Origin of the sequence: Pseudarthrobacter sp. NPDC055928 (assembly GCF_042270935.1) — a bacterium.
Classification (GTDB): Bacteria; Actinomycetota; Actinomycetes; order Actinomycetales; family Micrococcaceae; genus Arthrobacter.
The window spans coordinates 97829-124427 of sequence record NZ_JBHJZH010000005.1 but is presented as its reverse complement, the minus strand read 5'-3'; the positions used below and the strand labels follow the sequence as shown (position 1 = coordinate 124427).

Sequence of the window (26599 nt, the reverse complement as noted above, 5' to 3'; positions counted from 1 at the left end):
TCCGTCCTGACCCGCTGCGGCGCACTCTCTATCGGCACTGCCGCCGGGCACGAGATCCTCAGCTGTGAAGGTCTTCTGGTTTTTTCCTTCGACTATTGAAAGCGTGAGATGAATCCTTCTGTTGATCCCAGCGCACTTCACACCGGCCTCGCCCGGGCAAACGGGGCGGGCGTCAATAGCGACTCTGCTTTTATTGCTGCCGTCGCATCGGAGAGTGGACTCCTTGCAGGGCAGTCCCAGCTCGCTGACTCGACTGTCTTGGAGCTCCTTGAACAGTCCTACGGCCTGAAGGGGACGCTTGCCCGGATTCCCACCGAGAAGGACGAGACTTTCCGGCTCCGGGACCGCGAAGAAACGTATCTGGTGAAGGTGTCACCATCGGATGAGGATCCGGTGATTGTCCAGCTGCAGACGGCGTGCATGGAGTATTTGGAGCTGACCGTCCCTGAACTTCCAGTCCAACGCCTTGTTAGGAGCCTTGGCGGAGAGCCGCAAGTCCTCCTCCCGCCACCAGGAGGACCTTTTAATCGGGTACTTCGGGTGATGCGCTTCATGCCCGGAGATTTGCTGTCCAGTCAGGAGGCGTCGGCCGGGCAGCTGCAGTTGGTGGGCTCAAGCCTTGCTCGTCTGGGCCTTGCCTTGCGGGACTTCGATCATGCGCGTGCCGACCGTTTGCTCCTCTGGGACCTCAAGCACTTTCACCGGATGCGGCCGCTGCTTGCCTATGTCGAGGAGAAGCAGAAACGCTCCCTTGCTGAAGGAATTTTCGATCAGTTCGACGAGACAGTCGTCCCGCGGCTGGGTTCCCTGACTTCCCAGGTTGTGCACGGGGATTTCAGCCCGTTCAACGTCCTTATCGACCCGGACAGGCCGGACTACGTGAGCGGGATCATCGACTTCGGAGACGTCGTGCGCACGCCGGTGATCTTCGACCTCAGCGTCATGATGGCCAACCTGCTGGGAGCAGACCCGGGCAGCCCCTGGGAGCACGCACTGCATGTCATGGATGGTTATCTGAGGATCCGTCCGCTGCCCGTTCGGGAGTTGGAGGCCCTGATCATCTCAGCGCAGGCCCGCCTCCTCCTGCGGGCCCTGATTACGCAGTGGCGGGCGAGTCAATTGCCTCAACGGCGCGATTATCTGCTCTCCCACTCCAAGCAGGACTGGGACCGGCTGGCCGCCACCGCCGCTGTGCCGGCACCACAACTGCCCTTCGCACCCTGAACCAGATTCACCAGCTTTCCAGGAGAGAATCATGAACACGAGTCCCCAAACCATCCGTAAGCCTTCCAAGGCCATGGTCAATGGCTTTGATCCCGGCCGCCTTGGTGAGCTACCGGATCAGATGCAGAAGAACATCCGACGCCGGGACGAGAGCCTCGGACCCGGGTACCGGCTTTTCTATGACACCCCGCTGGAGGTCGTTCGCGGCAAGGGCGTGAAGTTGTTTGACCGGGACGGGAGTGAGTACCTCGACGTTTACAACAACGTCCCCTCGGTCGGCCACGCCCACCCACGGGTTATCGCCGCGGTCCACGAACAGATGCAGACGCTGAACACCAACACTCGCTACGTCCAGGAATCCATCCTTGATTACTCCGAACAGCTCCTGTCCACGTTCCCGGCCGAGCTGGGCCATGTCATGTTCACCTGCACCGGGTCCGAAGCCAACGATCTCGCTATGCGGGTGGCCAAATACGCCACCGGCAACCAGGGCATTATCGTCACCTCCGGCGCGTACCACGGCCTGACCGCCGAAGTAGCGTCATTCTCGCCCTCCTTGGGTGTCGGTGTGCCCTTGGGCGCGAATGTGCGGGTCATTGATGCCCCGGACGCCCTGCGCTACTCATCGGACCAAGGGTCTCTGGAGGATCACCTGAGGAATCAGGTGCATGCCGCCATCGCCGACCTTCACCGGCACGGCATCGGACTGGCGGCCTTTATTGCCGACAGCATTTTCTCCTCCGACGGTATCTTCGCCGGCCCGGCAGGCTTCCTCCGTCCCATCATCGAAGAAGTTCACGCCGCCGGCGGCCTGTACGTCGCCGATGAAGTCCAGCCCGGCTTCGGCCGCACCGGCGAGGAATGGTGGGGCTTCCAACGCCACGGAATCGTCCCGGACATCGTGACCATCGGCAAACCCATGGGCAACGGCATCCCCGTGGCGGCAGCAATCTTCAAGCCCGAACTACTGCAGGAGTTCGGCAAGAACATCCGCTACTTCAACACCTTTGGCGGGAATTCCGTAGCCATCGCGGCCGCTCAAGCCGTCCTGGACGTGATCTGCGAGGAATCACTCATAGAAAACGCCCTCAAGGTGGGCGGAAAGATCCTCACCGGACTCAAGGACCTCAGCCAGGGCCTGGAACAGGTCGCAGAAGTCCGCGGAAGCGGCTTCTTTATAGGCGTTGATCTCGTCACCGACCGGTCCACCCTCTCACCTGATGGGGAGGCCGCCGCCGGCATCGTAAATGCCCTCCGGCAGGACCGGATCCTCATCTCGGCCTGTGGTGCCCAGGGCAACGTCCTGAAACTCCGTCCGCCCATGCCCTTCTCCAGCAACGACGCCGACCGCCTGCTCGAAGGAATGGGCCGCGCCTTCAAAACACTGCGCTAAAACCAGGACGCAACGGGGGAGCCTTGCTAAGCATGCTCACTCATTCTGCGGATTACATCAGCGGAAACCACTGAAGGGAAGCACCATGAAGACCATGAACAAGATCCAGACGGCCGCCGCGGGGCTTGCTGTCGTGCTGGCGATGAGCGCCTGTGGCGGTGCGGCTACGGGAACGTCGGAGACGGAAGTTCGGAAGACCCAGAACACTCGTGACGTTTCTGAGGGTGTCCAGCCGGATCCGGCTGCGGTGGCGCTGCTGCCGGAGGCCTACAAGGCCAAGGGTGAACTGACTGTGGCGATGGATCTGAGCTCTCCGCCGATGACGTTCCTGGCGGAGGACAACACCACCCCGATTGGCGTGAACCCGGACCTCGCCCGCCTGGTGGCCAAAAAGCTGGGGCTGAAGCTGAAGTTTGAGAACACGGCGTTCGACACGATCGTTCCCGGTATCGACGGCGGCCGGTACGACTTCACCGCCACCACGATGTCCGCCACTGAAGAGCGGCTGAAGGTCATGGATATGATCAACTACCTCAAGGGCGGCTCGGCCGTGGCGGTAGCCAAGGACAACCCGCTCAAGCTGACCAACGACTCGCTCTGTGGCAAGAACATCGCGGTGACCAAGGGCTCCACCCAGCAGTTGAAGCACCTGCCGAACGTCTCGAAGTGGACCTGTGAGGAAAAGGGCCAGCCGGCCATCAACGCCATCACACTGCCCAACGTCCAGGAGGCCCTGACGCAGTTGGACTCCAAGCGCGTCGACGGGGTTTTCTACGATGCCAGTGCCCTGGCCTGGGCCAACGATCAGCAGCCCAACCATTTCACCATTCTGGAGCCGAGGATGGACACCCGTACGAACACCAACGTCGCCATGGGTGTGAAGAAGGGATCACCGTTGACACCGGCCCTGCAGAAGGCCATCCAGTCCGTCCTGGAAACCCCGGAATACAAGGAGTCCCTGGAGTACTGGGGCCTGGGCGAGTCAGCCATCACTGAAGCCGCGATCCGCTAGCGGTGTTTCGCCCTGAACCTCATTAAGGTTGGCCTATGAGTAGCACTCCCACGGCACGCGACTACAACAAGGCTTCGGTCCTGGACGCGGTCCTTTCCGAGGCCCCTTTGACGCGCAACAGGCTGATCGAGGTGACGCGTCTGAGCCAGCCGACGGTGTCCCGGAAGGTGGATGAGCTTCTTGTTGACGGATTCGTAGTCGAGCAGGGAGTCGATGCGGTTGTGCGCCGCGGTCGGCGCTCGACGTATCTGGATGTACCCGGCACGGCGGGGCACATTGTCGGGATCTCTTTCGGGGCGCGAACCACTTGCGTCCTGGTGACGGACCTGAGAGGTCGCGAGGTCAGGCACGTCGTTGTTCCCAGCCTCGAGGGAGCCGATGTTGGACCCATTGCCGAGTGGCTGGTGGGCGTGATTGAGGAGACCCGTGATTCCGCAGAGGGGCCATTGCGCCAGGTCGTCGCCGCGCTGCCCGGTCGTGTCCCTAGTGGCCCTAACTGGTCCGTGACACCGGAATCAAGGAAGACTTTCCTGGATTCTCTTGAAGACCGGTTGAAGGCTCCCGTGACGCTTGAGAGCGATGCCAATGCATCGCTCCGAGGGATCCTTAAGGACGATCCGAGCATAGGGAATGCTGCTTTGTTCATGCTTAGTACGGTGCTGAGCTTCGCCAGTTGTACTGGTCAGCAGATCGTCCAGGGGCGGACCCCTGCTTTCGGCGATCTTGGTGGTGTTCTCTTTTCGGGCGTTGGGAGCGAGACCCTCGATGGGCTACTGAGCACAAGCGGTCTCCTCCGATTCGCCCAGGGGCGGGGACTGGACCTGGAGGGCATCGAAGCACTCTGGGCCCAACAGCAGGAAGCGGCGTCCCACGCGGAAGTGGTGGACGCGTTTACGACGGCGATCGTCACCGCTGTCGGTGCCGTTGCCGTGACGCTGGACCCCGAGTCCGTGTATTTTGTGGGTCGCTTGAGCCCGCTCGTGGACATGGTTCTTCCCGAGGTGCGGAGGCGGCTGGCGCAAAGCCTTCCCGTCGTTCCGGAGATCAGGGTCGTGACGCAAGTGGTTGGACTATCGGTGGCCAGGGGAGCGGCGCATGCCGGATTGGCTCTGGCCCACTCCCGGCTCCGGGAATCGATGCTTGAGGCCCGTCTCGAGGGGCAAAGGGGTAGCTAACGACTTTCCGCAGCAACTTTGTCCGTCCTGTCTACTGCGAGTCGGCCGTCGACCGGACGGATGCCGATCCTGGTCCCTTCACTGCCGTTGCCGCGGATCACGAGGCCGAATCCTTCCGCGGAGCCGGGAACAAACGTGGCCTCAATGAGCTGCACTGCGGCGCCGCCCCCGGGTGGAGGCCTTCGACGTCGAGCCCTGTGTACGCAACCGTGCGGGCAGTTGTTCATCCAGCCGATCGTGAGGAGTCGACCGCAAGGAGTCATGGACTGCCCGATAAGAACGTACCTCCTCAGGGGTAGATACTCCGTGTGATCCGAGACGATCCTGGTTCAGAACACAGGTGGCTCGGATCGTCACCCGAGGGATATCCGGGGACTCCCTGCAAACATCCTCGAAACGAGGACCCTAGACGGGGGGTGGGTTCGAGCACGTCGCACGCCAGGCCGGCACTGGAGCGACCTTTGAGGGAAGGTCACCGACTGATGCATTAGCGGTTTTGCGCCCCAGCCGTTCTCGGTGGCAAGTATCCAATCCTGAGGAGCTTCCGACAATTCAGTGCACTCCCACGGGTCAAGTGTCATGCTCACCATCTTTCACGACTAATCGAAGCTGGCAATCCCTGCATCCCGATAGAGGATCGGCTTACGGGCAGTTCCTGCCTTCGCGCCGGCATCAAAATCCTTGGGGCTCTGGTCCGGGGCTAGACTGGGGCCGGTAAGGACGGATTGGGGGATCCAAGGTGGCGCACGCCGCTGTTCCGCTGGTCGGTCGCAACCATCGAACCCGTAGGAACGACCGTGACCTTCTTCCAGGACTACTCGATCCCGGCGCTGCCTCCCCGCCCACGGACGCCGCAGTTCACGCCGCCTCCCTGGACGGCGCCACCCCGCTACGAACTGCCCGCCGTCGTCCCGGTGAGTCGGTTCGTCCACAAATCCCCGACCTTTGTGATGTCCGTTGAAGCCATCAAGGTCTACTCCACGGGATGCATCATGGACATGAACTGGATTCTGCGCCGCACCGACCAGGGGGACCGGAAGTGGGCGGAAATCAATGCCGTCTTTCACCGACCGGCGCCGCAAGTGCGCGATGGGGGCATTTCTGCCGACTCCATCCTCCTGCTCGGAGTCCAGTTCCCCGACGGCACCAAGGCCAGCACCTCATCCCTGACGATGTACGGGCACAGGCCAATGGACCAGGAACCTAGCGGCCCGGTCTTCGAATACCGGCCCAAGGGCGGCAATGGCGGGGAAGATGACATGTCAGCAAACGCCGCACTCTGGCTCTGGCCGCTACCGCCGGCCGGGGACCTGCGCCTGGTCGCCCAGTGGACCGACATGGGCCTGCCCGAAAGCTCCATCATCCTCGACGGCCGTCAGCTTCGAGAGGCCGCTGCAGGAGTCCAAAAGTACTGGCCTGAGGAAGACGTGCAGGGATGAATCCACTCAACAACCCGGTCCTGCTCGTGGTCTTCGCGGCCGTCTTCTTCTACGTCCTCTACGGCGTCATTCGCGCCGCTGTCCGCGACGGCATCCTCCAAGCCGACGAGCGGCGGGAGAAGGCACGTCTCGAGCTCAATAGCGGAGAACGGGGATGAGCGCCCGGGCGTGGCTCACGGCCCCCCAACGGCACCGAGATCCTGATTCTCGTTGTGCTGCTTTGGGCCGGCAGCTGGCTCCTGGGCCGCGGGCGGGACCTGCAAAAGGCAAGGCTATTGAACCACGTCGGGCCCGGCCTCCTCAGTTGCAGATGGCAGGAACTGCCGTAGCCACGTGGTCCTGCCACCCGGACTTGGAATAGGAGGCGTCCGGTAAAGGGATCCCTCACCGGGCAGGTGTTTGAGCATCTTGTTCAGCTCGGGCCGACTGGCCCTAGATCCACTGACTCCATGATCGGTGAAGATCCGGTGGCAGCCGGCGGCCTTCAAGGCCACATGCTGCAGGTCCGAGTTCTGGTCGGTGGTGCTGACTCTGGCGTATCCGATACTGCCCAAACCGACTCCTCATGGCGCATCAAAGGCATCTTTCTCTTTTGTTGAGAATAGATCAGTTGAGACACATTGTTGAGACGACGCACGGTTGGCTGGAACCGCTGGAAGGCAGGGTTTCGAAAATAGTTGACGACCAGCTCGTCCGGTCTTGGTAAAGGATCCTTTGATGAGACCTCATACCGCCCCCTTTACGGCAAGTCATCGGCTGGCCTTGCGGGACCGGTATATCGGCGGGGTTGGCTTGTGTGCGGGAATGCATCGTTTTCGCCATGGTGAATAGCCGGGTATTTCCATGGGTGCGGATTTCTTGACTTCTTTGCGGTCCCATCAAACGCGCAGGCGACGCCGTATGACCGCTTAGCGTGAATTTCCGTACCGATCCTCCTCAGACCCCGCATCAGAGCAGGTGTCCCTGCTTACGGAATCGGTACGCCTGTGAAGGCTGTGATTGCCCCCTTTACAGCCACAACAGCTGCCGGCTTGACTGCCTCCCCGCCGATCTTGATCAGGCCGGCCCCCATTTTCGACAAAAAGTCTTTGACAGCTTGTCCCGGCTTGTTCCCGTCCTTCTGGAGGGCTTCGCCCAGGGACTGCCTGTCGTGTTGGGCAAGACCAAGTTTTTCCAGCGCCAACATCAGGGCCTCTGAATCGCCCTGCTTGATTGCGACATTCTGCGTTACGTTTTCGCCCATCCCCACCGTGTTAGTGCCGCCGTGTATATGGGTTTCGAAGTGAAAGCTCACTTTTCTCTCTACCTCCTTGTTTTGAACTGTCGGGCCACCCGACTGTCCGGCATCGGGAACATCGGCCTGCAGGTCGAGAGCAAGTTGCAGTGCCTTGTTGCGGACGGCATCTATCACGCCATGTAGCAGGGGCTGGGACACTAGTTGCTTCGCTGAATGAACTTCGTGCATTTCCAGACTCGGTGCCTTGTGTTCGTTCGACCAGCGGCGGAGCTGCATCACGGCGTTAGTCGGCCAGGGCCTCCCCATAGGTTCCTTCGACCTAGTCATTTCCTCCAGTGACGCCAAGGACTGGTTGAGGTACACATAGAAGAATGCTTGGCGGAATTCCCGCTCGTCGGGAACTTCATGTTCGGCAAGGTAGTACTTTTGCGAGCTTTGATATGGGCCAACGAACAGAACTTCCACGGGCGTGCTGAGCGGACCTCTGTATGAGGGGTACCGCTCCACAGGTGTCTTGCCATATCCGTTTAGCTCGCCGTTGACCCATTCCTTGATGGGCTCCGACTGGAGCCGGCTTCCCACGACCAGGAACTTGCGCAGGGCGTTTGATGTCGAGAGGGAATCTTCGGTGAGCCCGTCGATCAGCTGGTCAAGGATGGTCATTCAAGCTTTATACCAGCCCCAAGGAGGGCGGTGCATGATGGCAGCTACGGACCGAATCCGGGTCCTCGATCCTGGCGAGGTGCCTGGTCGTCGTAACGTCGGTTCTGGTCACGACGGTCCTGTTCTTCTGCGCGGCGGGCCTTGATCTGTTCCAGGGCTTCCTTGACCGCTTCCGGGTTCTTGGTTTCTGGATCCTGGCCGTGCCGCTTTGCGCGGTTCTCGCGGACCTTTCGGGCGAGGGCGGCCATGCGTTCGGCGCGTTCCTGTGCGGGACTCAGCTGCGCTTCTGCGCCGCGTGCTTGCTGCAGGTGGTCCACAACGTCTTCTGCCGGCGTCGGGGTCTCCTTGACGACGGCCTCAACGTGGGCGGCCTCGGCCATGAGTGATGCGTCAGCTCGCGACAAGGGATCGTTTGTTGAGATTGCCTAGGGCGTTTTCGCTGCCCTAAATGTCATCCAGGTGCAGCAGCCGTTCGACTCGCAGGCGTTTGACTCCACGATTCCGGGCAGTACGCTCGCTGTGACAGTCCCAGGCGGGCTACTGACGCTACTGACAGAACCGGCCGAGTTATGGCAGGATCAAAGCACTGTTAGGGCACACCAACCTAGGGTCCGTAGCAGATTACTTATCGGTGGCCTTCCTAGGGGGCTGAGCAGCGTGGTAGGCCCGCGACCTGAATTGCTCAAGGTGACTACTGAAGGGGCCCTTCCGAAGCGAGATCGGAGCCCAAGGCCACCCTTCAGCAAACTTCTTGCGCCACGGCGGCACTAGGCAAACACCTATTCCATGCTGCCAATAGGAGCTCCTATGACCTTCGATCTTCTGCCCCTTTCCCTTAGCCTGTTCATCCTCGGGTGTTCGAGGCTATTGCCGCCCTTCGTTCTCTGCCTGGTCGTGCTGGCCAGAACGGGGAAAACTAAGGGGTTCCGGGATGTAGCAGCGGTCTTCGGACCGGTCGCTGGCGTCCGCCGTGGGACGGGCGTCCAGCGGTAGCTATAAATGCATAGAGTCTTGTAACTAACGATGGATACAGCGATTCAAGCAAAGGTTTGGAGACACTCCCTCAAGCGTCTACGAACTATGCAGCAGGCTGGCGAAGTGCGATGCATGCTTCAAACGGCAAATCGCTTCTACACTGATTACGTGACAGAGGAGTCGGCTAGGCCTTCGGGAAAAACAGCACCAGGGCATCGAACTCGGGACGATCGACCCGAGTTGTACAAACTTGCCTATGAAGAGGGCAAGAGAACTGTTGACGACCAGTTGGCGGAACTCGACTCAATGCGGCAGCGTTCCGTCCAGTTTCTTGCTTTTGTGGGAGCCGCCAGCGCATTCCTAGTTGGTACCAGCCTTAGAGTCGCAGATCGTCCATGGACCTTTTATTTGGTTGCTGTTATAGCTTCGGTGTTTACCCTCCTGACTGTTGCTCTGTGCATTTCTTTGCTTCTGGCCACCCGACGACCGTGGGCCGGTGGTGGGCATGATTGGAGCTTCCGACTATCCCCAAGCGCGCTGGTGAGGTGGATCGAACCTGACGTGCGTCCACCAAGTGAATCGGACTTCTACAGAGCCCTGGCGGAACGATACGAGGGGATGGCGGAGGACAACAGCGAAGGCCTCACCAAAGTCCGGAGTCGATACATTCTCTTTCTAGGGGCAGCGGTCCTGCAGCTGACTCTATGGCTTGTGCTGGCATGGTTGTATGGGTAGGGCATCAGAGGGGCCACCGAAAGATGAACCGAGAGAGGACGTGCCCCTAACGGAGCCGTTGGAGGATGGCCCCTGGGAGCCTCCCAACGACCCTGTTCGCAAAGGCCCACGTTTCAACGTCGCCGACTGGCACAGCGCTGTGACGACCGCGGCCCCGGCCCGCGTTAAGCGCGGCATGGCTGAGATGCTCAAGGGCGGCGTCATCATGGACGTCGTCAACGTCGAACAGGCCCGCATCGCCGAAGACGCCGGTGCCGTGGCAGTGATGGCGCTGGAACGCGTTCCGGCCGATATCCGTGCCCAGGGCGGCGTGTCCCGCATGTCCGATCCTGACATGATCGACAAGATCATCGACGCCGTGTCCGTGCCGGTCATGGCCAAGGCCCGGATCGGCCACTTCGTCGAAGCCCAGATCCTGCAGTCCCTGGGCGTGGACTACATTGACGAGTCCGAGGTCCTGACCCCGGCCGACTACATCAACCACATCGACAAGTGGAACTTCACCGTTCCCTTCGTCTGTGGCGCCACGAACCTGGGTGAGGCGCTGCGCCGCATCAACGAGGGCGCGGCAATGATCCGGTCCAAGGGCGAGGCCGGCACCGGCGACGTCTCCAACGCCACCGGCCACATGCGCCAGATCCGCGCCGAAATCCTCAAGCTCGCTGCCCTGCCCGAGGATGAGCTCTACGTCGCGGCCAAGGAACTGCAGGCCCCGTACGAACTGGTCAAGGAAATCGCGACCACCGGCAAGCTTCCGGTGGTGCTCTTCGCCGCCGGCGGCATCGCCACCCCGGCGGACGCGGCGATGATGATGCAGCTCGGGGCGGACGGAGTGTTCGTCGGTTCGGGCATCTTTAACTCCGGCAACCCGGCCCAGCGCGCCGCCGCCGTGGTCAAGGCCACCACCTTCTTCGATGACCCCGACGTCATCGCCAAGGCCTCCCGCGGCCTGGGCGAAGCCATGGGCATCAACGTCGACGAGATCCCGCAGCCCCACCGCCTCGCCGAACGCGGTTGGTAAACCAGCTAGGGAGAGTCCTTGCTGCCATTCTTCGAGGGTGTCCCGCTTCTAAGGAAGTGGCACACAGCCGTTCGCATCAACCTAGCCAAAGCTCGACCTGACATCGACGAGCCTGCATCCGTCAGGGTCGGGCGTGGCTAGCGGCAGATACCATTATCGGTCAGCAGGACGGCAAAATCCGCTCGGAGAATCGGGAGCGCCTCACTCGCGTCCTCGCCGAGGAGCTCGTCGAGAGTCCAGACCGCGAAGTAGGGCTGTCTGGGAAGCAGGATGCCGAGCCTGCGAATGCCCAGCGAATCGTCGAGGTCGAGGAGTGTATAGCCAAGCAGCTGGAACAGCGTGTCCCTGATCCATGGGCTAGTGATCTCCTCCCGCGTCTTTAACTCCACGAGCAAGTCACCGACAGCCCAATCAGCGTCTGCCCCTCCTACTGCCACGCTTGCGAGGAAATGCGGGTTGGGCACGTAGTCGTCGCCCGCCTCGATGCCGCGGTTCCACTCATCCAGGAGCGGCCCGACCGCGTCGCGCATGATTGCGATATCGACGACCAGCGAGTCGTCGATGCTCATCATGAGGTCGACGGCGTTTTTCGCTCGCTTGATCCGTCGGCCCAGTTCACCTGAAAGTGCCTCATGCGGCCCTATCCGCGCGATACTCTCGCACCAAGCGAGATAAACCGACGCCCTGGCGAGGCTCAGCGGGTGGCTGTCCCGCTCCTTCCAAGTGAGATAAGCGAAGCCTACGGCCTGCTCCAGCATCTTGTGGATGTGCTTTCCCCTATGGACGACACTCGGATCGGCAGCAAGAAGGTCGAGCCCTCTCTGAGCCATCGTGTCCACGAAGTTGAAGCCGGGCAGCTCCATCCGAATGCGATAGTCGAGAGCCATGCCCGCCACGATCGCGTGGCCCTGACGGTCCTTCACCGCTTCGGGAATGGGGAGACGAGTTCCAAACGAAATGAGCTCGTCGAAGCCGAACGACGAGGCCACCGCGCGGCCCCGGTGACCTCGGGTTCCAGCTAGTGCGAGCTGCGGGGCACTCTCGTAGATGAATTGCCGAATCGGCGATTCCTTGCTGCTGAGGTGGCTCGTAAGGGACATGGTGCGACCCTATCGCGGGCCTTGCCTGGTCGTCGGCATGGCCGATTCAAAGGTTTAGGCTCCTACACGGCCGGGAATAGGACCGAGGATTTACATCCGAGCCCGGTAGGACGGAACCTTACCCCTGGAGGCGGTCGCGCTGCATTCGATCGATCTGTCGATTCAGCCAGTATGACTTCGGCCTGTTGATCCAGAATCGCAGCCAAGCCTGAAAAGCACCGACGCCGCCGGGACGACAACCACGTTCACCTACGATGCCGCCGGGAACAGGCTCACAGCCTCCAGGCCCCTTACCGGCACGGCCCAGTCAGCCGTCGTGACGAACACGTACGGCGATTCAGCTCATCCGGGAGACGTCACCTCTGTCACGGATCCGAACGGGCACGCTACCACATTCGTCTACGACACTTACGGCAACAGGACTTCGGTCACTGACGCTCTGGGCAGGACCATGGGCACCGCCTCCGACATCCTCGGCCGAAAAACTTCCACGACCACCCCGAGCGGCAAGACCACGACATACGCCTACAACACTGCTGGTTTCCTGGAAACCGTTACTGACCCGCTCGGGAAGGTCTCGACGTTCGCCTACGACGCGGCCGGGAACAAAACCTCAGTCACCGACCCGTTGGGGCACACGACCACCTACACCTATGACGCCCTCGGGAGGCACACGGTGACTACCGCGGCCGATAACACCACGACCTCCAGCGGCTACGACAACGACGGGAACCTGACTTCCCAAACAGACCAGAATGCCCACACCACCAGCTACACCTACGACGCCAGGAACCGGCTCACCTCCTCCAAAGACGGGCTGAACAGAACCACCACCTACGCCTACGACGCCGCCGGACAGCTCACCGGCAGGACCGACCCCTCCGCCAGGACCACCACCATCAGCTACAACACCGCCGGAGACAAAACAGGCATCACCTACTCTGACGGAGTCACCCCCAACGAAACGTTCACCTACACAGCCCTGCACCAGCCCGCCACGATGACAGACGGAACCGGGACTACCATTACGCAGCCGAGACCTACGAGGAAGAGACCCAGATCGTCGAGGAGACCTTCCGTCGCAATACTGTCGACTGCTTCGTGATCACCTGCCCGTCGTCCGATGACCTGCCACTCCCACTTTTCCTGCTCGAGCGCCAGATTCCATTCGTCGTGTTCGGAAGGCCCTGGGGTTTGCCAATGTCGGAATGCTGGTGGGTCGATGTCGATGGGGCCGCCGGTCTCGAGCAGGCGGTGAACCACCTGGTCGAGCTCGGCCACCGACGCATCGCCTACCTCGGTTGGGAGAAATCGGCCGGCTTGGCCGAGGATCGCGAGTCCGGCTGGCAGCGCGCCATGGGCTCGCACGGTCTCCCCACGCGCGGGATGATTGTGCGCGGCCCGGACGACGTCGAGACCGGGCGCCGGCTAGCCGGGGAACTACTCGACCGGCAGACACCGGCGTCAGGGATCATCTGTCCAAGCGACACCATGGCAATCGGCGCAATGCGCGCGTGCCGGGAACGAGGACTCGAACCCGGCCGCGACGTCGGCATTACCGGCTACGACGACAGCCTCGGTTCCCGCGTCGTCACGCCCGGGCTGACAAGCATCGCACAGCCACTGGAAACCGCCGCGAAGCACACCGTCCGCCTGCTGCTGGACCTGCTCAACAGCCCCGACAGCAAACCCGAACAGGTGCTGCTGCGGCCCTCACTCGTCGTACGCGAGAGCACGATGCCACGATGACACCCGGGGAAACGGGAACCCGTTTCCCCGGCCGCCTTGGCCGACCTTCCTCGGCAACGGCTTGCCGTGGCCGCCAGACGGCGGTCGAGACGCGGAGCTTCGCGTTCGACGATCCGGACACTGGAGGAGACCAGACAGTGGCGAGCTTCTCCAAGTGCGCCCTGCGTGCCCGGAACGCCAGACCGCGGACGTCATGTCCGGCAACGCACGGTACATCAAAGGCTGCGAAGTTCAGGCGGCCGCCGGACCACACCACAACTTCGCCGGCAAGGATGCAACCTCCAGGAACCATTTCTGGTGCGACGGCCTGCAGCTCCGGAAGCGAAGCTCCGACGGTATCCCTTAATCGGGACTAGACATGCATTCAGCATAAGACTCAGAAAATGTCGATGAACCTGTATTCAGCTACCTACCCAGGTGACAGAGTGCAGTGAAGGTACCCGTCCCATTTGGGTTCCGTGTAGATCGCGCCTGGCAGTGCGCCGGGTGACGGGAATGTCTTGACGAGTTTCGCCAGGGCAACAGCAACCGGGGGCTGCAGAGCCGGCGAGATGGACTCGCTCATGGCCCCAGCCTAAAGGACGGGTCGTTCATACCTCTCGGGGCCGTCTTGGGTACCCTCGGCGGTGTACTTCTGGGTGCGCCTTATCGTTTCCGCCATGGCCCGCACGGACTCCGTAGACAAGGCGGACCTGGACACGCCAGTATTCGACGCTGACCAGGTTACAGCTGCCAACTACGGCCGCGCTCCTGGTGTTCCACCAAACTGGACGAACCGGTGGAACGAATGGATTTTCATTTCGTTAGTGCATCCCCGGCCTGTCAGGCGGCTTTGACCAGGGGTAGTTCGTCCCAGTGGGTGGTGTAGCGCGGGGAGCGCATGCCGCGTTTCATGCTCCAGTCGGGTCCGCCGCGGATGCCCGCGTGGCCCAGTCCGATGGAGCCGCGTCCGTAGCGGCGGACGATGTCTTCAAGGAGGGGTCCGATGTTGCGCTCTTCGTGCGGGTTCTCGAAGATTTCCAGGGGTTTCTGGGTTCCGGTGGGCCTAAGGTCCGTCACCATGATCCCGGCGCGGGCGTACTTCACGCCCTCGTGGATGGCGGGTAGCAGGGCGTGCGCGGCCTTGGTCAGGATCACCGGATCCGCGGTGGGCATGGGCAGCGGTACGCAGACCGACGGAAAGGAGGTGTCCTTCGCGTTGAAGTGCGAGGTGCCGGCGAAGGCTGTGAGGACCTTGGCCTGGAGGTGGTGTTTGGCCAGCCGGGCGCTGGCCTGCTGGCCGTACACGCTGAGGACCTGGCGCAGGCCGGCGGCTGTGGTGATCGGGGTGGAGAACGAGCGCGAAAAGATGAGCTGGTCCCGGCCCACGCGCTCCTCCTCCATGGGAATGCAGGGGGTGCCTTGCAATTCCAGGACGGTCCGCATCAGCACTACCGAGAATTTGTCGCGGATCCGCACGGGGTCCGCCCGGCTGAGATCGAGGATCGAGTGGATACCCATCGCGTTCAGCCGTTTGGTCAGGCGGGTGGCAACGCCCCAGAGTTCGACGACGGAAAGGCCCGCCATGAGTGCCTCGCGCCGACCTGCCGGCACCGAATCCCAGCGGCAGACGCCGTCGAACGCGGGGTTGTGCTTGGCCCATTTGTTGGCGAGCTTGGCGAGTGTCTTGGTGCGGGCGATACCAACACAGACGGGGACGCCCACGTTCCTCGCTGCGGCGGCTTTCATGTCCCGTCCCAGCTGGAGGAGTGCCGTGGGAGAGCCTTTGACGCCGAGGAAGGCCTCGTCGATGCTGTAAACCTCCAGCCACGCGGAGTACCGGCCCAGGAGTTCCATCACGCGGGCGCTGATGTCGCCGTACAGCTCGTAGTTGCTGGACCTGGCAATCAGCCCCCATTCTTTCGCCCGCGGGGCGATCTTGAACCACGGCTCCCCAACGCCGATGCCCAGGGCCTTGGCTTCAGGGGAGCGGGTGACGGCGCATCCGTCGTTGTTGGACAGAACAACCAGCGGTTTGCCCTCGAGGGACGGGTCAAAGGCGCGCTCTGCGCTCGCGTAGAAGCAGTTCACGTCCACGAGGGCGATTTCCTGCATCTGCCGCATCAGCGCCGGTTTAGACACGGGACCGGCCGCCGTTCTGGGTAGAGTTTCGGATATGGATACGGGGGTGACGGTTCGTCGGGCGCGCGTTGATGACGCTGCCGAGATGGCGCGCGTGCATGTGCGGTCGTGGCGTGAGACGTACCGCGGGGTAATGGCCGACCGTGTCCTCGACGACCCGGAATTGCCCTCCACCCGGGAACGCTTCTGGACCGTCGCCCTCAGCGACGAGCGCTACCAAGCGAACCGCGTCGCGGTGGCCGAACGCAACGGCGACGTGATCGGGCTTGCAATGGCAGGGCCACCCCAGGACTCCGGAACGCAGTGGGGCACGCACCTCTACGTGCTGTACGTCGTTGCGGCTGAGCATGGGACCGGCGCCGGGGCTGCCCTCCTGGACGCCGTCGTCGGCCCTCACGATTCGGCGGCGCTGTGGGTTGCCGATCCGAATCCCCGGGCGCAGGCGTTCTACCGCAAGCACGGGTTCGTAGCGGACGGGACCGTGAACGTGGACGACGGCGTGCGCGAGATCCGCATGGTGCGGCTCCTCTGAGCTGTGCTGCTTACTGAATTTCCGCGAGCTAGACATGGTGGAGGCACCTGGTGGCCACGCCCCAGATGGTGAGCTCACTGAGGCTGGGGACGCGGATGTCCGGGTAGCGGGAGTTCTCTGCCTGCAACACCACACCTGTGGCGGTGATCCGCAGCCGCTTGACGGTCAGTTCGCCGTCGAGGACTGCGATGACTACAGAGCCGTCCTTGGGTTCGAGCGCCCGGTTGACGATGAGTTCGTCGCCATCGCTGATCCCTGCCCGTTCCATCGAGTCGCCGGTTACCCGGACAACGAAGGTGCTGGTGATGTCCTTGATGAGGTGTTCATTCAGGTCGATCCGGCCGTCGAAGTAGTCCTGGGCTGGCGAGGGGTAGCCCGCGGCAACCGCAACCGGGGACATCAGCACCAGCCGCAAGGAGAGGCCCGCATCTATCACACGGGGACCGACAACAACGCCCACAACACACCTTTATTCGAATATATGTTCGATACTTTGAGTGTACAGGCAGGGGGCGACAGTGCGTAGTCTCAACTTGCGCTCCTGACGGACCTGCATGCGAAAGGCGCGCTATCTGATGCGGAATTAGCGCTGCCAAGCGCCTCCTCCTCGGGGACTGATAGTTCGGGATCCTGTGGCAGGTGCGGGACCGACCGCTATTTCTGCCCTCTTTCGGCGAGCCGCTGGAGTTGCCATTGATGCACGTCGGGCAGCCAATCCAACGGGGCCGATGGGCCGATCCGCGGGTCGTCGGGAACACCGCCGTCGAGCAGGTCCTGGACATATGCGCGATCCTGATTGATTCGTACTCCTAGTTGCCCAGCCCCTCCCACTGAACCGTGACCGGGAATGACGGCATCGACGTCGTCTGCCAGGTCCTCGAACAGCCGCAGCGCCTCGAGGTAGTCCCCGAGCGGATCCGCTGTCTCCAGGTCGAGGAACGGCATCAGGATGTCAGAAAGCATGTCGCCGGCGACGAGGACGCGGCGCTCTTCAATCAGCAGCGCCGCGTGCCCCGGGGCATGGGCTTGATGCTCGATGATGCGGACTTTGGGGCCATCCCAAGGAATCTGTTCAGCTCCGGCGGGCAGACCCGTAATTTGACCGAGCAGCTCCATCGGGATCTCTTCGGCGTACTCCGGCGGGAGCCCTTCGGCGATGAGGTCCTGCCAATCCGCTTTCGACAGCACATCGTGGATAGATGCCGCGCAGCGGGCCGTACCGTACCGGGGCGCTGCGCCGAAGGACGTGTGCCAGAGCACGTGGTCCCAGTCCGGATGCGTTGAGAAGCCTGCCACAACAGGCTGGCCCAACTCGCGAACGTCGTTCGCCAGGTCCGCCATTTCGCCACGAGTTATACCGGGGTCGATGAGCAACACACCGTCCCGGCCCTGCACCACAACGGAATTACTCTGGATGAACTCGCTCTCGTGAACGAGAACACCCTCAGCGATTTTCTTCAGCATGAAACGCCTTCCGCTTGTGGTTTTTGAACCAGCTTGTCGAGACGCTATTAGCTGTCGGTAGTGGAGCGCAAGCATCGTTGGCGAAGTGGGTAACCCACGGTCCGGGGTGCTCGATTAGGGCGAGGTGCGGGCCGAGACTATCCGGGTCCGCCAACGGCAAACCTGTATTCCGAGCGCCCATCCCACACAATCAAGAATCTGAATTTGGACGAGCGGTGCGGGGTTTCGATGTGGCGCCATTTAAGGTCAGCTGGGAACTCCAGTAGCCTGCTGGGATGGTTGCGGACGAGCAGGAACTGACAGGTGGAAACGCTTCCGAGAGCGTTGTTCGCATTGGTCACACCGTCCGAAAACCCTGGCTGGAGAACTCAGCCGCCGTGCAGAGTTATCTGAGTGCGCTCCGGTCGTCCGGGGTGGACGTTCCCCAGCCTCTGGGCCGGGACGAACACGGTCGAAGCACAGTGGAGTACATAGAAGGCGAACTCGCAATGGATCATCTGCCGCTCGGGCGGGACGATTTACTGCGGGTGGGTCGGATGATTCGGCAAATCCATGATGCGAGCGAAACAGTGCCGATGCGCAACCCGGGCGACTGGAAGATGCTGCTGCCGGCGGAGAATCCAGACCTGATGTGCCACAACGACCTCGCCCCGTGGAACCTCATCATGGGGGACCGCTGGGTATTCATCGATTGGGATGGTGCCGGGCCCAGCACGCGGTTGTGGGATCTGGCCTACGCCGCTGAGTCGTTCGGCCTGCTGTTCGACGGGCAGCCGGTGGATGACGCCGCCCTGAGGTTGCGGGCACTTGTTGACGGCTACGGAGCCGATGCCGCACTAAGCAAGGCACTTCCGGCGGCCATGGCGAAACGAACTGCGGCGATGTTCGATCTTCTGAAGTCCTCGCATGAGACCGGGGTTCAGCCTTGGGCCGACATGTACGTTAATGGACACGGTGAGCACTGGCGTTCCGCCGCCCACTACGTCGCGCGGAATCAAGCGATCTGGGAACAAGCCCTCGCGTAGCCGTTCAGCGGATGATGCGGTAACGCACGTGTGTGACGAGGCGGCTGCCGCTCACTTCCGTCGGCTCAAGCGTGAGGTTCCCGACGCCGTCGAGCAGCCGTTCACCCGCCCCCAGGGTCATGGGTGCGATGTGCAGCCGCAACTCGTCGATCAGCCCCGCCGACAAGTACTGGCGGGCCGTCTGCGCCCCTCCGGCGATGGCCACGTCCTTGCTGCCGGCGGCTTCCCTCGCCCTGGCAAGGGCCGATTCGATCCCATCGGTTACGAAGTTGAAGGTGGTTCCGCCCTGCATCTGCACAGGCTCGCGCTCCTGGTGCGTGAGAACGAACACGGGGGCGTGATACGGCGGCTCCTCACCCCACCAACCCCGCCATTCTTCGGCCCACGCCCCGGGCCCGGCGAACATGTTCCGACCCATGATGTACGCGCCTGCCGCGAGGATGCCCTCGAGCTCGGGTGCGTTGGCTTCGCGTTCCTCGAACTGCCATCTGTGCAGCAACTCGCCGCCCTCGCCCAAAGGGTCTGTCGGAGTTTGGTTCGGGCCGGCGACGAAGCCGTCGAGGGAGATAGTCAGATCGCACGTGACACGGCTCATGCGCCCATCATGCCACCACCCGGCGGTTCGCGCGCCGGATGGGTCCTCCCTAAAGCTAGGGGTGCCGGACGTCCTGCGGCTGCGGTGCCCCCGCCAGGTCCTGGATCCGTTCCGTTGCCGCCCAGCTCGCGAGCAGGCGCAGCCTTTCATCTGACGGCGATCCGGGCGCTGCGGGGTAGACCGTGAGGGTGAAGCCGGGGTCCTCGGCCAGTTCCATCGCCTCATAGGCAAGCTCGAGCTCTCCCACCACCGGGTGGTGGAAAACCTTCGTGCCCGCGTAGTGGCGCCGGACATTGTGGGCGGCCCAGCGCGTCCGGAATTCTTCGCTGCGGACGGAAAGTTCTCCGACGAGGTCGGCCAGCCGCTTATCAAAGGGGTTGCGCCCGGTCTGCGTCCGCAGGATCGCCACGTTGGTATTGGCCGCCAGATCCCAGTCGGGGTAAAAATCCCGGGCTTTGGGGTCCAGGAAAATGAACCGGCAGTGGTTCCCGGGCCGGGCTGGCCCGCGGTACATCTCCGAGTACAGGGCAAAGCCAAGCTGGTTGGCGGCCACGATGTCCATGTAGTGGTTGCTGATGAAAGCCGGCGCGGTGGTGATGGAGTCGAGCATGAACTGGAGGGTGGGCCGGACCGCGCCGCTTTGGAGGGGGCGCCGTCGGGCCCTGCCTGACGGGCTGGAGGCGCGCGCAAGGTTATAGAGGTGGTCCCGTTCGGCCTCGTCGAGTTTCAGCGCCCCGGCGATGGCGTCAAGGACACTTTCGGAGGTGCCGGACAGGTTCCCGCGCTCAAGCTTTGTGTAGTAGTCCACGCTGACACCGGCAAGCATGGCCACCTCTTCGCGGCGCAGGCCGGGGACCCGGCGTCGGCCACCATAGAGCGTCAGTCCTGCCATTTCGGGAGTGATCCGGGCACGCCGTGAGGCGAGGAACTCGCGCACTTCCATCCTGTTGTCCACCCGTCCACGCTACCCCCGGACCCGCACGTTAGGGAGGTACTGCCAGGACCCGGATAACCGGAACGCTTGCTGGGAATGACGGCGGGCTGCGGCATCGAACTGTCCGGACACGTCAGGGGGCCGGCGGTGGCTGGGGAGCGTGGCCTGGTCTCACCCTGAGGCCATCTCACCGCCGGCCCCGGCATGTATCCCAAACCCCACCTTGGGAGTGAACAGGCAGCCAAGCCCTGTTCACTAAGTCGCACTACTAATCTATTCCCTCGACGCCCGAAGCGCACGGACCACTTTTCGGCGGGTCACTTTTGCGGAGGGTCCGACGGCGGCGCTCAGCCCGTGCGGTCCACCGCCTTCAGAATCGCTTGGCCCAGTTCGCCCGGCTTAGTGAACTGCGGCCAGTGCCCGGTGGGCAGGTCCACGTACTCCACGTCCCGAATGCGGGCGAGTTCGGCGACGAAGGGATGGCCGGCGTCGATCCACTCCGTCAGCAGCGACGACGGGAACTCGCAGGCGATCACCGTGGCCGGGACGTCATACCGCCGCGCATCGTGGAGGTGCTGCTTGTCGTAGGCCACGCCCTTGGGCTCCGGGATGGCCCGTGCCCGGAAGCTGTCCCGGAGTTCGTCCGTCAGGTCCACCAGGTCCTCATCCTCGAAACCGTCCCACGGCGGAAGCGGAATGTCGTCGCCGTCCGCCGGCAGTTCATTATTGATGACGTCCCCTTCACCCAGGGGCCCGCTGTCCACAAAGATGTTCCGTTCGATGCGGTCCGGCCGGGCGTCAGCCACACCGTGGATGATGGCCCCGCCGCCCGAGTGGCCCACCAGCACCACCTTGCCGTCAAGGGAATCCACCTTCTCCACCACGGCGTTGATATGGGTCCGCAGTCCGATGCCCGCCCGCGATGCGTCAGGGGATTCGAGGCCGGGGAGCGTAAGCGGGTGGAGGCGATGGCCGGCCGCGGCAAGTGGGGGAGTGACCTCATCCCACGACGATGCGTCCAGCCAGAATCCGGGTACCAGGATGATGTCCATGACCGAACCCTACCGGTGCTGCTCCGGCCCCTCAAGGGCGATGGCAAGGGTCAAGGAGTCAGCCTGGGACGGAGGCAGGCCCGCGCATCAGCGACCGCAGGTGGTCTCCACGGCAGGGGATTGCAGCATCCACCAGGGCACGGCTGTGCTCGTGGGCGGGGCTGGCGAAGAACGCCTGCGTTTCCGCGACCTCAATCACCCGCCCGTCCAGCAGCACAGCCACGCGGTCGCACATGTACCGGACCACATCCATGTCGTGCGAGATCACAATCAGCGACAGCCGGTGGTCGCGCTGGAGCCGCAGCAGAAGGTTCAGGACAGTGCGCTGGGTCAGCGCATCCAGGGCCGAAGTGGCCTCATCGCAGATCAGCACCCGCGGATCGAGCAGCAGGGCCCTGGCAATCGTGGCGCGCTGAAGCTGCCCTCCCGAGCACTGGCCGGGGCGCCTGTCCAGCATGCATTCGTCCAGTTCCACCTCGGCCATGGCGTCCGCAATCCTGCGGGCCCGGTCCGCGGCAGTGAGCCCCCGCCGCCGCAGGAGGGGCGCCTCCATGCTGGCGCGCAGCGTCATCCGCGGATCGAAGGAGCTGTGCGGCTCCTGGAACACCAACTGGACGGCGGTGGCCTCCGGGGCGCTGCCGGCTTCTGGCAGGTGACGGCTGATGGTGCCGCGGGTGGCCTTTTCCAGGCCGACGACGGCGCGCGCCAGGGTGCTTTTGCCCGAGCCGGACTGGCCCAGGATACCCAGGATCTCCCCGCCTTTCAGCTCCAGGCTCACATCCTCAAGCACGGTGTGCCGGCGCCTGCGCGGGCCAAAGGTCTTGTGCACCCCGGAAAGGGTGAGGACGTCCCGTTCGGCGGGGGCTGGCCGGCGGCGGGAGTCCGGCGCCAACTGCGACGCCGCGAGCAGTTCGCGGGTGTAGTCCTGCTGCGGCGCGGCCAGGACGTCGGCCGTGGGACCGCTTTCGACGATGCTGCCCGCATCCATCACCAGCACGCGGTCGGCGAACGGGGCCACCGAGGCGATGTTGTGGGTGATGTACAGGACCCCGAGTCCGCGTTCCCGGCGCTCGCGGTCCAGGAGCTGGAGTACCTGCCGTTCGAGCATCTTGTCCAGGGCCGACGTCGGTTCATCCGCCAGGAGCAGCTGGGGGCGGCCGGCGAGGGCGACGGCGGTCATGGCGCGCTGTGCCATGCCCCCGGATAGCTGGTGGGGATAGGAACCGAAGCCCCGGGCGGGATCGGCGAAGCCAACCTCGTGAAGCATCTCCACAGCGGTATCCCTGGCTTTCGCCCCGCGCAGGCCCCCATGGATGCGCAGCGGCTCGAGCAGGTGCTGGCCGATGGTCCGGTTGGGGTTGAACATCCGCTTGGGCTGCTGGAAGAGCATGCCCACCTTGCCGCCGCGGACCGTATTGAGGTCCTCCTCTGCGGCGGCCGTGACATCGACGGTGCCTAGCCGGATGGAGCCGGACGTGATGCCAAGCTGAGGCGGCAGCAGCCGCAGGCAGGACAAGGCTGTGAGGGTTTTTCCCGACCCGGAGCCGCCCACGAGTGCCACGAATTCGCCTGCGGCGACGGACAATGACAGGTCCCGGACGAGGGGTGCCGGCCCGGCGCTTCCTGGACCGGTGGCACGGGCTGCCGTGCCGCCGTCGGACTTTCCGGCAGGCCCAAGGTTCCGGACTTCCAAACCGCGGATCTCCAACACGCTGTCCGGGCTGCTCATTTCGCCTCCGCCACGGGCAGCAGCAGGGGACCGGCGGCCATGTGCGCGGCACGCTGCCCCAGCAGGGTCACACACAGGGCAACCGCAAAGATCGCGAGGCCCGGCGCGAGGATCCCCAGCGGGGCACGTTCCGTGTAGGGCTGCGCGGCGGCCATCATGGACCCCCAGTCCGACTGCGGCGGCTGGACGCCGAGCCCCAGGTAGGACAGGGCGCCAACGCTGATCAGCAACTGGCCGAACCGGAGCGTGGCCTGGCCCAGGATGGGGGCGGCCAGGTGCGGAATGACGTGCCGGAAGATAATGAACGACGGCGGGCAGCCCACCACGCGCGCGGCCTCAACGAAACCGCGGCTTGAGACGTCGTAAGCGAGGGTCCGTGCCAGCCGGGCGAACGGCGTCCAGCCGGTCACGGTCAGGGCCAGCAGGAGCGGCCCGAACCCGGTGCCCAGCGTGGCCACGATAAAGAGCGCCACCACCATCTCGGGAACCGCGAGCAGCACGTCGTTGGTCCGGGTCAGGAATTCATCCAACCAGCCGCGCCGGCGGGCACTGAGCACCCCGGCGGCGACACCGAGCACGCACGTCAGGACAGTGGCCAGCGCAGCCACGGACATGGAGAACCGGCCGCCTTCCAGGAGCCGGCTCAGGGTGTCACGGCCCAGGTGGTCGGTTCCCAGCCAGTGCTCGGCCGACGCCGGGGCGAGGCGCGCGGCAAGGTTCTGCTCCGAAGGCGGGTACGGGTAGATCCAGGGTGCAACCAGGACAGCCAGGATGACGACGGCGAGCACCACGGCCGCCGCGACGGCCGCCACCGGGCGCCTTTGTCCCGTCCGCCTACGCATAGCTGCCTTCCACGGCCGGGCTAAGCAGCCGGTGCACAAGGTCCGCGAGCGTGGTCACGGTGACGGCGAGGACCACCACCACCACTACCCCGCCCTGGGCCAGCGGTATGTCGCTGTTGATGACGGCGTCGAACAGCAGCCGCCCCATGCCGGGTACGGCGAAGATGACCTCCACGATCACCGAGCCGCCCAGCAGCCCCGCGAACCACACCGCGAAGAGCGTGGACAGCGGTACCAGCCCGTTGGGCACCACATGCCGGAGGACTGCCTGGGTGTGGCTCAGGCCCCTCGCCCTGGCCGCGGGAACGTGTTCGGCGGCGGCCGCTTCGATCATGCCGGAGCGGACAGCCGACGTGAAGTAGCTGATGGGCCGCAGCGCCAGGGTGACCGCCGGCAGGACCATCGAGGCCGGGCCCGCCCAGCCCGCGGACGGCAGGACGGAGAGTTTCAGCGCGAACACCAGCACCAGCAGCGGCGCCACCCAGTACTCCGGCATGGCGATGAAAGACTGCGTGACGGTAGTGATCACCCTGTCCGTGGCCTTCCCCTGGCGCAGCCCGGCAGCGATCCCCAGCGGCAGTGACACCAGGACGGCGAGGCCCAACGAAAGGACAACCAGGCTGAGCGTCACGGCCAGGGCAGGCAGGACCTGGTCCGCCACCGGGGTCCGGCTGACGTGCGAAAGACCCATGTCGCCGGTGATGATCCGGCCCAGCCAACGGAGATACTGGAGCACCAGCGGATCCTGCAGGCCCAGGCTGAGGCTCAGTGACTGCACGGCGGCGTCATCCACCACGTCCCCGGACACGCGCGACCTGATGATCTTGCGGACGGGGTCCCCGGGAGTGAAATACGGAATCAGGAACACCGCGAAAGAGGACACCACAACGGCCGCCACCAGCGTTGTTGTTCTCTTGGCGATGAAGGGGAGCATGGCTGGGGCAGGTGCCTAGGAGCCCGACTTGGCGGTCTTGGCGGTCAGGACGTAGCGGGACAGCGGGTCCTGCACGTAGCCCAGCACGTTGGTGCGGACCGCATCCGTTGCCTGCTCGTTGACCAGCCACACGTTGACGGCCTTTTCGGCGAGGATGTTTCCCGCGTCGGCGTAGAGCTTGTAGCGCTCGTCGGGGTCCACGGTCTTGGCTGCTTCGGCCACGATCCGGTCATATTCCGGGTCGCAGAAGTGGCTGAGGTTGTACGCTCCGGTGCAGGTGTAATCGGCGGTGAGGAAACCGATTGGATCGGCGATGTCGATCAGGCGGTTTCGCTGGCTCAACAGCATGTCGTAGTTGCCTGCCAGGACAGCGGGCTCTGCCGCGGCGTATTCCTTGGCCTGGATGCTGACAGGGATGCCCACGGCCTTCAGGTTCTCCTGGATGACGGCTGCCACGTCGGCGAACTCCGCCCGCTCCACGATGGCGATGATCTCCAGCGGCCGGGCCGCGGTGTAACCGGCGTCGGCCAGCAGCTTCTTGGCGGCATCCACGTCCTGTTTCGGGGCTTCCTGCTTGTCGCCGGCCCAGGGTTCAGACGGAGCAAAGACACCCTTGGCCGGGAGGGCCGCACCCTCGTACACGCTGGCCGCCAGCGACTCGAGGTCCAGCGCATCGCGGATAGCGGTCCGGACGTCCACGTTGTTCAGCGGTTCCCTGCCGTTGTTCAGGTACAGGGTGGCCGTGCGCGGCGAATCCGCCTTGTTGACCTTCACGCCGTCGGCGTTCTCCAGTGTGGCCAGGCTCGCAACGGGAATGGAGAGGGAAATGTCGGCCTCTCCGGTCTGGACCTGGGCCGCCCGGGTGGCACCGTTAGTGATGAAGCGGACCTCGGCGCCGGCGAGCTGCACGTCGCCGCCCCAGTAGTCCTCATTCCGTTCCAGGGTAAGGGACTGCTGTGACACTTCGGAGGCCGGGACGAACGGCCCGGTGCAGTGCCCGAACGGATTCAGGTTTTCTCCGGCGTACGCGGCCGGGGCAAGGATGCCGGCGTTAACGCTGGCCAGCCGGTACGGGACCAGCGGGCTCTCGGTGGGAGTGGTGATGCGGACGGTGTTGGCGTCCACCGCGGTGACGGCGCTGACCATTTTGCTGTTGAAGGCGCGAGCCGGGACGGTGGCGGCGAGGACGTGGTTCAGGGCGCCAGCCACCGAATCTGCTGTCAGGGCTGTTCCATCCTGGAATTTCACGCCTTCGCGGATGGTGAAGTCCCAGTCGAGGGGGCTGGACTGGGACCACTCCGAAGCCAGCATGGGAACCACTTCGCCCTTGGCGGCGTCGTAGCTGGTCAGCGTCTCAAGGCAGCCGGAGAGTGACAGGACGTACGCAGCATCGGATTCGAGCGCCCAGTTGGCCACGGGTGCGCGGAAGTTGTCCACCACAATCCGCTGGTTGGTGTCGGCCGTGGGGGTCGCAGTGCCCTGTTGGGCCTGGCCACCGCTGAAACCGCAGCCGCTCAGTGTCAGGAGGGCGGCAACGCCCAGGGTGATCCGGGATCGGTGGAGTGGACGCACGAAAAACCGCCTAGCAGGACCCGAGGGGACGTCGGGGAAAAATGTGGACTACTTAGGTTAGCCTTGCCTGCCGCGA

General features: G+C 63.7%; 28 protein-coding genes and 1 pseudogene. 13 read left to right on the top strand and 16 right to left on the bottom strand.

Annotated elements, in window-relative coordinates; genetic code table 11:
- Positions 1 to 108: 108 nt before the first annotated feature.
- From ACFC25_RS08815 to ACFC25_RS08800, 4 genes are all read left to right on the top strand, one after another.
- Positions 109 to 1224 carry a phosphotransferase gene (locus ACFC25_RS08815; RefSeq protein WP_376044825.1) on the top strand — a complete coding sequence of 372 codons (1116 nt, stop codon included), beginning with the start codon at positions 109 to 111 and terminating at the stop codon, positions 1222 to 1224.
- Between the two features lie 31 nt (positions 1225 to 1255).
- Positions 1256 to 2617 (top strand): aspartate aminotransferase family protein, encoded by a 1362-nt coding sequence (locus tag ACFC25_RS08810; RefSeq protein WP_376044824.1) that lies wholly within the window; start codon positions 1256 to 1258, stop codon positions 2615 to 2617.
- 85 nt (positions 2618 to 2702) lie between these two features.
- Positions 2703 to 3629: an ABC transporter substrate-binding protein gene (locus tag ACFC25_RS08805; protein ID WP_376044823.1), complete on the top strand. Its 927-nt coding sequence runs from the start codon at positions 2703 to 2705 to the stop codon at positions 3627 to 3629.
- A 35-nt stretch (positions 3630 to 3664) separates the two neighbouring features.
- A complete protein-coding gene (locus ACFC25_RS08800) occupies positions 3665 to 4804 on the top strand; it encodes an ROK family transcriptional regulator (protein WP_376044822.1) in 1140 nt (379 codons plus the stop codon).
- Here ACFC25_RS08800 and ACFC25_RS08795 read toward each other — a convergent pair.
- Entirely contained in the window at positions 4801 to 5031 is a 231-nt protein-coding gene (locus tag ACFC25_RS08795; protein WP_376044901.1) for a GH32 C-terminal domain-containing protein, read from the bottom strand. The two genes, ACFC25_RS08800 and ACFC25_RS08795, sit on opposite strands and share 4 nt — an antisense overlap.
- 570 nt (positions 5032 to 5601) lie before the next feature.
- Here ACFC25_RS08795 and ACFC25_RS08790 point away from each other — a divergent pair.
- Both ACFC25_RS08790 and ACFC25_RS08785 read left to right on the top strand, forming a co-directional pair.
- A complete protein-coding gene (locus ACFC25_RS08790) occupies positions 5602 to 6243 on the top strand; it encodes a hypothetical protein (protein WP_376044821.1) in 642 nt (213 codons plus the stop codon).
- The gene (locus ACFC25_RS08785) at positions 6240 to 6401 is read left to right on the top strand and encodes a hypothetical protein (RefSeq protein ID WP_337350506.1); all 162 of its coding nucleotides are present in this window, start codon (positions 6240 to 6242) and stop codon (positions 6399 to 6401) included. Before ACFC25_RS08790 ends, ACFC25_RS08785 begins: the two co-directional genes overlap by 4 nt.
- Positions 6402 to 6515: 114 nt before the next feature.
- Here the strand turns inward: ACFC25_RS08785 and ACFC25_RS08780 are convergent, their stop codons facing one another.
- From ACFC25_RS08780 to ACFC25_RS08770, 3 genes are all read right to left on the bottom strand, one after another.
- On the bottom strand, positions 6516 to 6797 hold the full coding sequence (locus ACFC25_RS08780; RefSeq protein ID WP_376044820.1) for a recombinase family protein: 282 nt from the start codon (positions 6795 to 6797) through the stop codon (positions 6516 to 6518).
- Positions 6798 to 7210: 413 nt separating this feature from the next.
- Complete coding sequence (locus tag ACFC25_RS08775; protein WP_376044819.1) at positions 7211 to 8143, bottom strand: hypothetical protein; 933 nt, start codon at positions 8141 to 8143, stop codon at positions 7211 to 7213.
- A 44-nt stretch (positions 8144 to 8187) separates the two neighbouring features.
- Complete coding sequence (locus ACFC25_RS08770; RefSeq protein WP_376044818.1) at positions 8188 to 8547, bottom strand: hypothetical protein; 360 nt, start codon at positions 8545 to 8547, stop codon at positions 8188 to 8190.
- A 1346-nt stretch (positions 8548 to 9893) separates the two neighbouring features.
- Here ACFC25_RS08770 and pdxS point away from each other — a divergent pair.
- Complete coding sequence (pdxS, locus tag ACFC25_RS08765; protein WP_376044817.1) at positions 9894 to 10874, top strand: pyridoxal 5'-phosphate synthase lyase subunit PdxS; 981 nt, start codon at positions 9894 to 9896, stop codon at positions 10872 to 10874.
- Between the two features lie 137 nt (positions 10875 to 11011).
- Here the strand turns inward: pdxS and ACFC25_RS08760 are convergent, their stop codons facing one another.
- On the bottom strand, positions 11012 to 11974 hold the full coding sequence (locus ACFC25_RS08760) for a hypothetical protein (RefSeq protein ID WP_376044816.1): 963 nt from the start codon (positions 11972 to 11974) through the stop codon (positions 11012 to 11014).
- A gap of 208 nt (positions 11975 to 12182) precedes the next feature.
- Here ACFC25_RS08760 and ACFC25_RS08755 point away from each other — a divergent pair.
- The 4 genes and pseudogenes from ACFC25_RS08755 to ACFC25_RS08740 form a co-directional block, all read left to right on the top strand.
- Positions 12183 to 12254, top strand: a pseudogene (locus ACFC25_RS08755) (hypothetical protein); the annotation flags it as partial.
- A gap of 36 nt (positions 12255 to 12290) precedes the next feature.
- The gene (locus ACFC25_RS08750) at positions 12291 to 13079 is read left to right on the top strand and encodes a hypothetical protein (protein ID WP_376044815.1); all 789 of its coding nucleotides are present in this window, start codon (positions 12291 to 12293) and stop codon (positions 13077 to 13079) included.
- A complete protein-coding gene (locus ACFC25_RS08745; protein ID WP_376044814.1) occupies positions 13076 to 13723 on the top strand; it encodes a substrate-binding domain-containing protein in 648 nt (215 codons plus the stop codon). Before ACFC25_RS08750 ends, ACFC25_RS08745 begins: the two co-directional genes overlap by 4 nt.
- A 154-nt stretch (positions 13724 to 13877) precedes the next feature.
- Positions 13878 to 14069: a hypothetical protein gene (locus tag ACFC25_RS08740; RefSeq protein WP_376044813.1), complete on the top strand. Its 192-nt coding sequence runs from the start codon at positions 13878 to 13880 to the stop codon at positions 14067 to 14069.
- A 63-nt stretch (positions 14070 to 14132) separates the two neighbouring features.
- Here the strand turns inward: ACFC25_RS08740 and ACFC25_RS08735 are convergent, their stop codons facing one another.
- Both ACFC25_RS08735 and ACFC25_RS08730 read right to left on the bottom strand, forming a co-directional pair.
- A complete protein-coding gene (locus tag ACFC25_RS08735; RefSeq protein WP_376044812.1) occupies positions 14133 to 14288 on the bottom strand; it encodes a hypothetical protein in 156 nt (51 codons plus the stop codon).
- Between the two features lie 257 nt (positions 14289 to 14545).
- Entirely contained in the window at positions 14546 to 15826 is a 1281-nt protein-coding gene (locus ACFC25_RS08730; protein ID WP_376044811.1) for a Y-family DNA polymerase, read from the bottom strand.
- 64 nt (positions 15827 to 15890) lie between these two features.
- Between ACFC25_RS08730 and ACFC25_RS08725 the strand changes: the two genes are divergently transcribed.
- On the top strand, positions 15891 to 16376 hold the full coding sequence (locus ACFC25_RS08725; RefSeq protein WP_376044810.1) for a GNAT family N-acetyltransferase: 486 nt from the start codon (positions 15891 to 15893) through the stop codon (positions 16374 to 16376).
- A gap of 28 nt (positions 16377 to 16404) precedes the next feature.
- Here ACFC25_RS08725 and ACFC25_RS08720 read toward each other — a convergent pair whose 3' ends face one another.
- Both ACFC25_RS08720 and ACFC25_RS08715 read right to left on the bottom strand, forming a co-directional pair.
- Positions 16405 to 16836: a LexA family protein gene (locus ACFC25_RS08720; protein WP_376044809.1), complete on the bottom strand. Its 432-nt coding sequence runs from the start codon at positions 16834 to 16836 to the stop codon at positions 16405 to 16407.
- 194 nt (positions 16837 to 17030) lie between these two features.
- Positions 17031 to 17840: an MBL fold metallo-hydrolase gene (locus tag ACFC25_RS08715; protein ID WP_376044808.1), complete on the bottom strand. Its 810-nt coding sequence runs from the start codon at positions 17838 to 17840 to the stop codon at positions 17031 to 17033.
- Positions 17841 to 18115: 275 nt separating this feature from the next.
- Here ACFC25_RS08715 and ACFC25_RS08710 point away from each other — a divergent pair, with 275 nt between their 5' ends.
- On the top strand, positions 18116 to 18865 hold the full coding sequence (locus tag ACFC25_RS08710) for a phosphotransferase (protein ID WP_376044807.1): 750 nt from the start codon (positions 18116 to 18118) through the stop codon (positions 18863 to 18865).
- Positions 18866 to 18869: 4 nt separating this feature from the next.
- Here the strand turns inward: ACFC25_RS08710 and ACFC25_RS08705 are convergent, their stop codons facing one another.
- From ACFC25_RS08705 to ACFC25_RS08675, 7 genes are all read right to left on the bottom strand, one after another.
- Positions 18870 to 19460 carry a dihydrofolate reductase family protein gene (locus ACFC25_RS08705; RefSeq protein WP_376044806.1) on the bottom strand — a complete coding sequence of 197 codons (591 nt, stop codon included), beginning with the start codon at positions 19458 to 19460 and terminating at the stop codon, positions 18870 to 18872.
- Between the two features lie 55 nt (positions 19461 to 19515).
- On the bottom strand, positions 19516 to 20415 hold the full coding sequence (locus ACFC25_RS08700) for a helix-turn-helix transcriptional regulator (protein ID WP_337350522.1): 900 nt from the start codon (positions 20413 to 20415) through the stop codon (positions 19516 to 19518).
- A 326-nt stretch (positions 20416 to 20741) separates the two neighbouring features.
- Entirely contained in the window at positions 20742 to 21446 is a 705-nt protein-coding gene (locus tag ACFC25_RS08695; RefSeq protein ID WP_376044805.1) for an alpha/beta fold hydrolase, read from the bottom strand.
- Positions 21447 to 21504: 58 nt separating this feature from the next.
- Positions 21505 to 23175 (bottom strand): ATP-binding cassette domain-containing protein, encoded by a 1671-nt coding sequence (locus tag ACFC25_RS08690; protein ID WP_376044804.1) that lies wholly within the window; start codon positions 23173 to 23175, stop codon positions 21505 to 21507.
- Positions 23172 to 24017: an ABC transporter permease gene (locus ACFC25_RS08685; protein ID WP_376044803.1), complete on the bottom strand. Its 846-nt coding sequence runs from the start codon at positions 24015 to 24017 to the stop codon at positions 23172 to 23174. Before ACFC25_RS08685 ends, ACFC25_RS08690 begins: the two co-directional genes overlap by 4 nt.
- On the bottom strand, positions 24010 to 24951 hold the full coding sequence (locus tag ACFC25_RS08680; protein WP_376044802.1) for an ABC transporter permease: 942 nt from the start codon (positions 24949 to 24951) through the stop codon (positions 24010 to 24012). Before ACFC25_RS08680 ends, ACFC25_RS08685 begins: the two co-directional genes overlap by 8 nt.
- A 15-nt stretch (positions 24952 to 24966) precedes the next feature.
- Complete coding sequence (locus tag ACFC25_RS08675) at positions 24967 to 26523, bottom strand: ABC transporter substrate-binding protein (protein ID WP_376044801.1); 1557 nt, start codon at positions 26521 to 26523, stop codon at positions 24967 to 24969.
- Between the last annotated feature and the right edge of the window lie 76 nt (positions 26524 to 26599).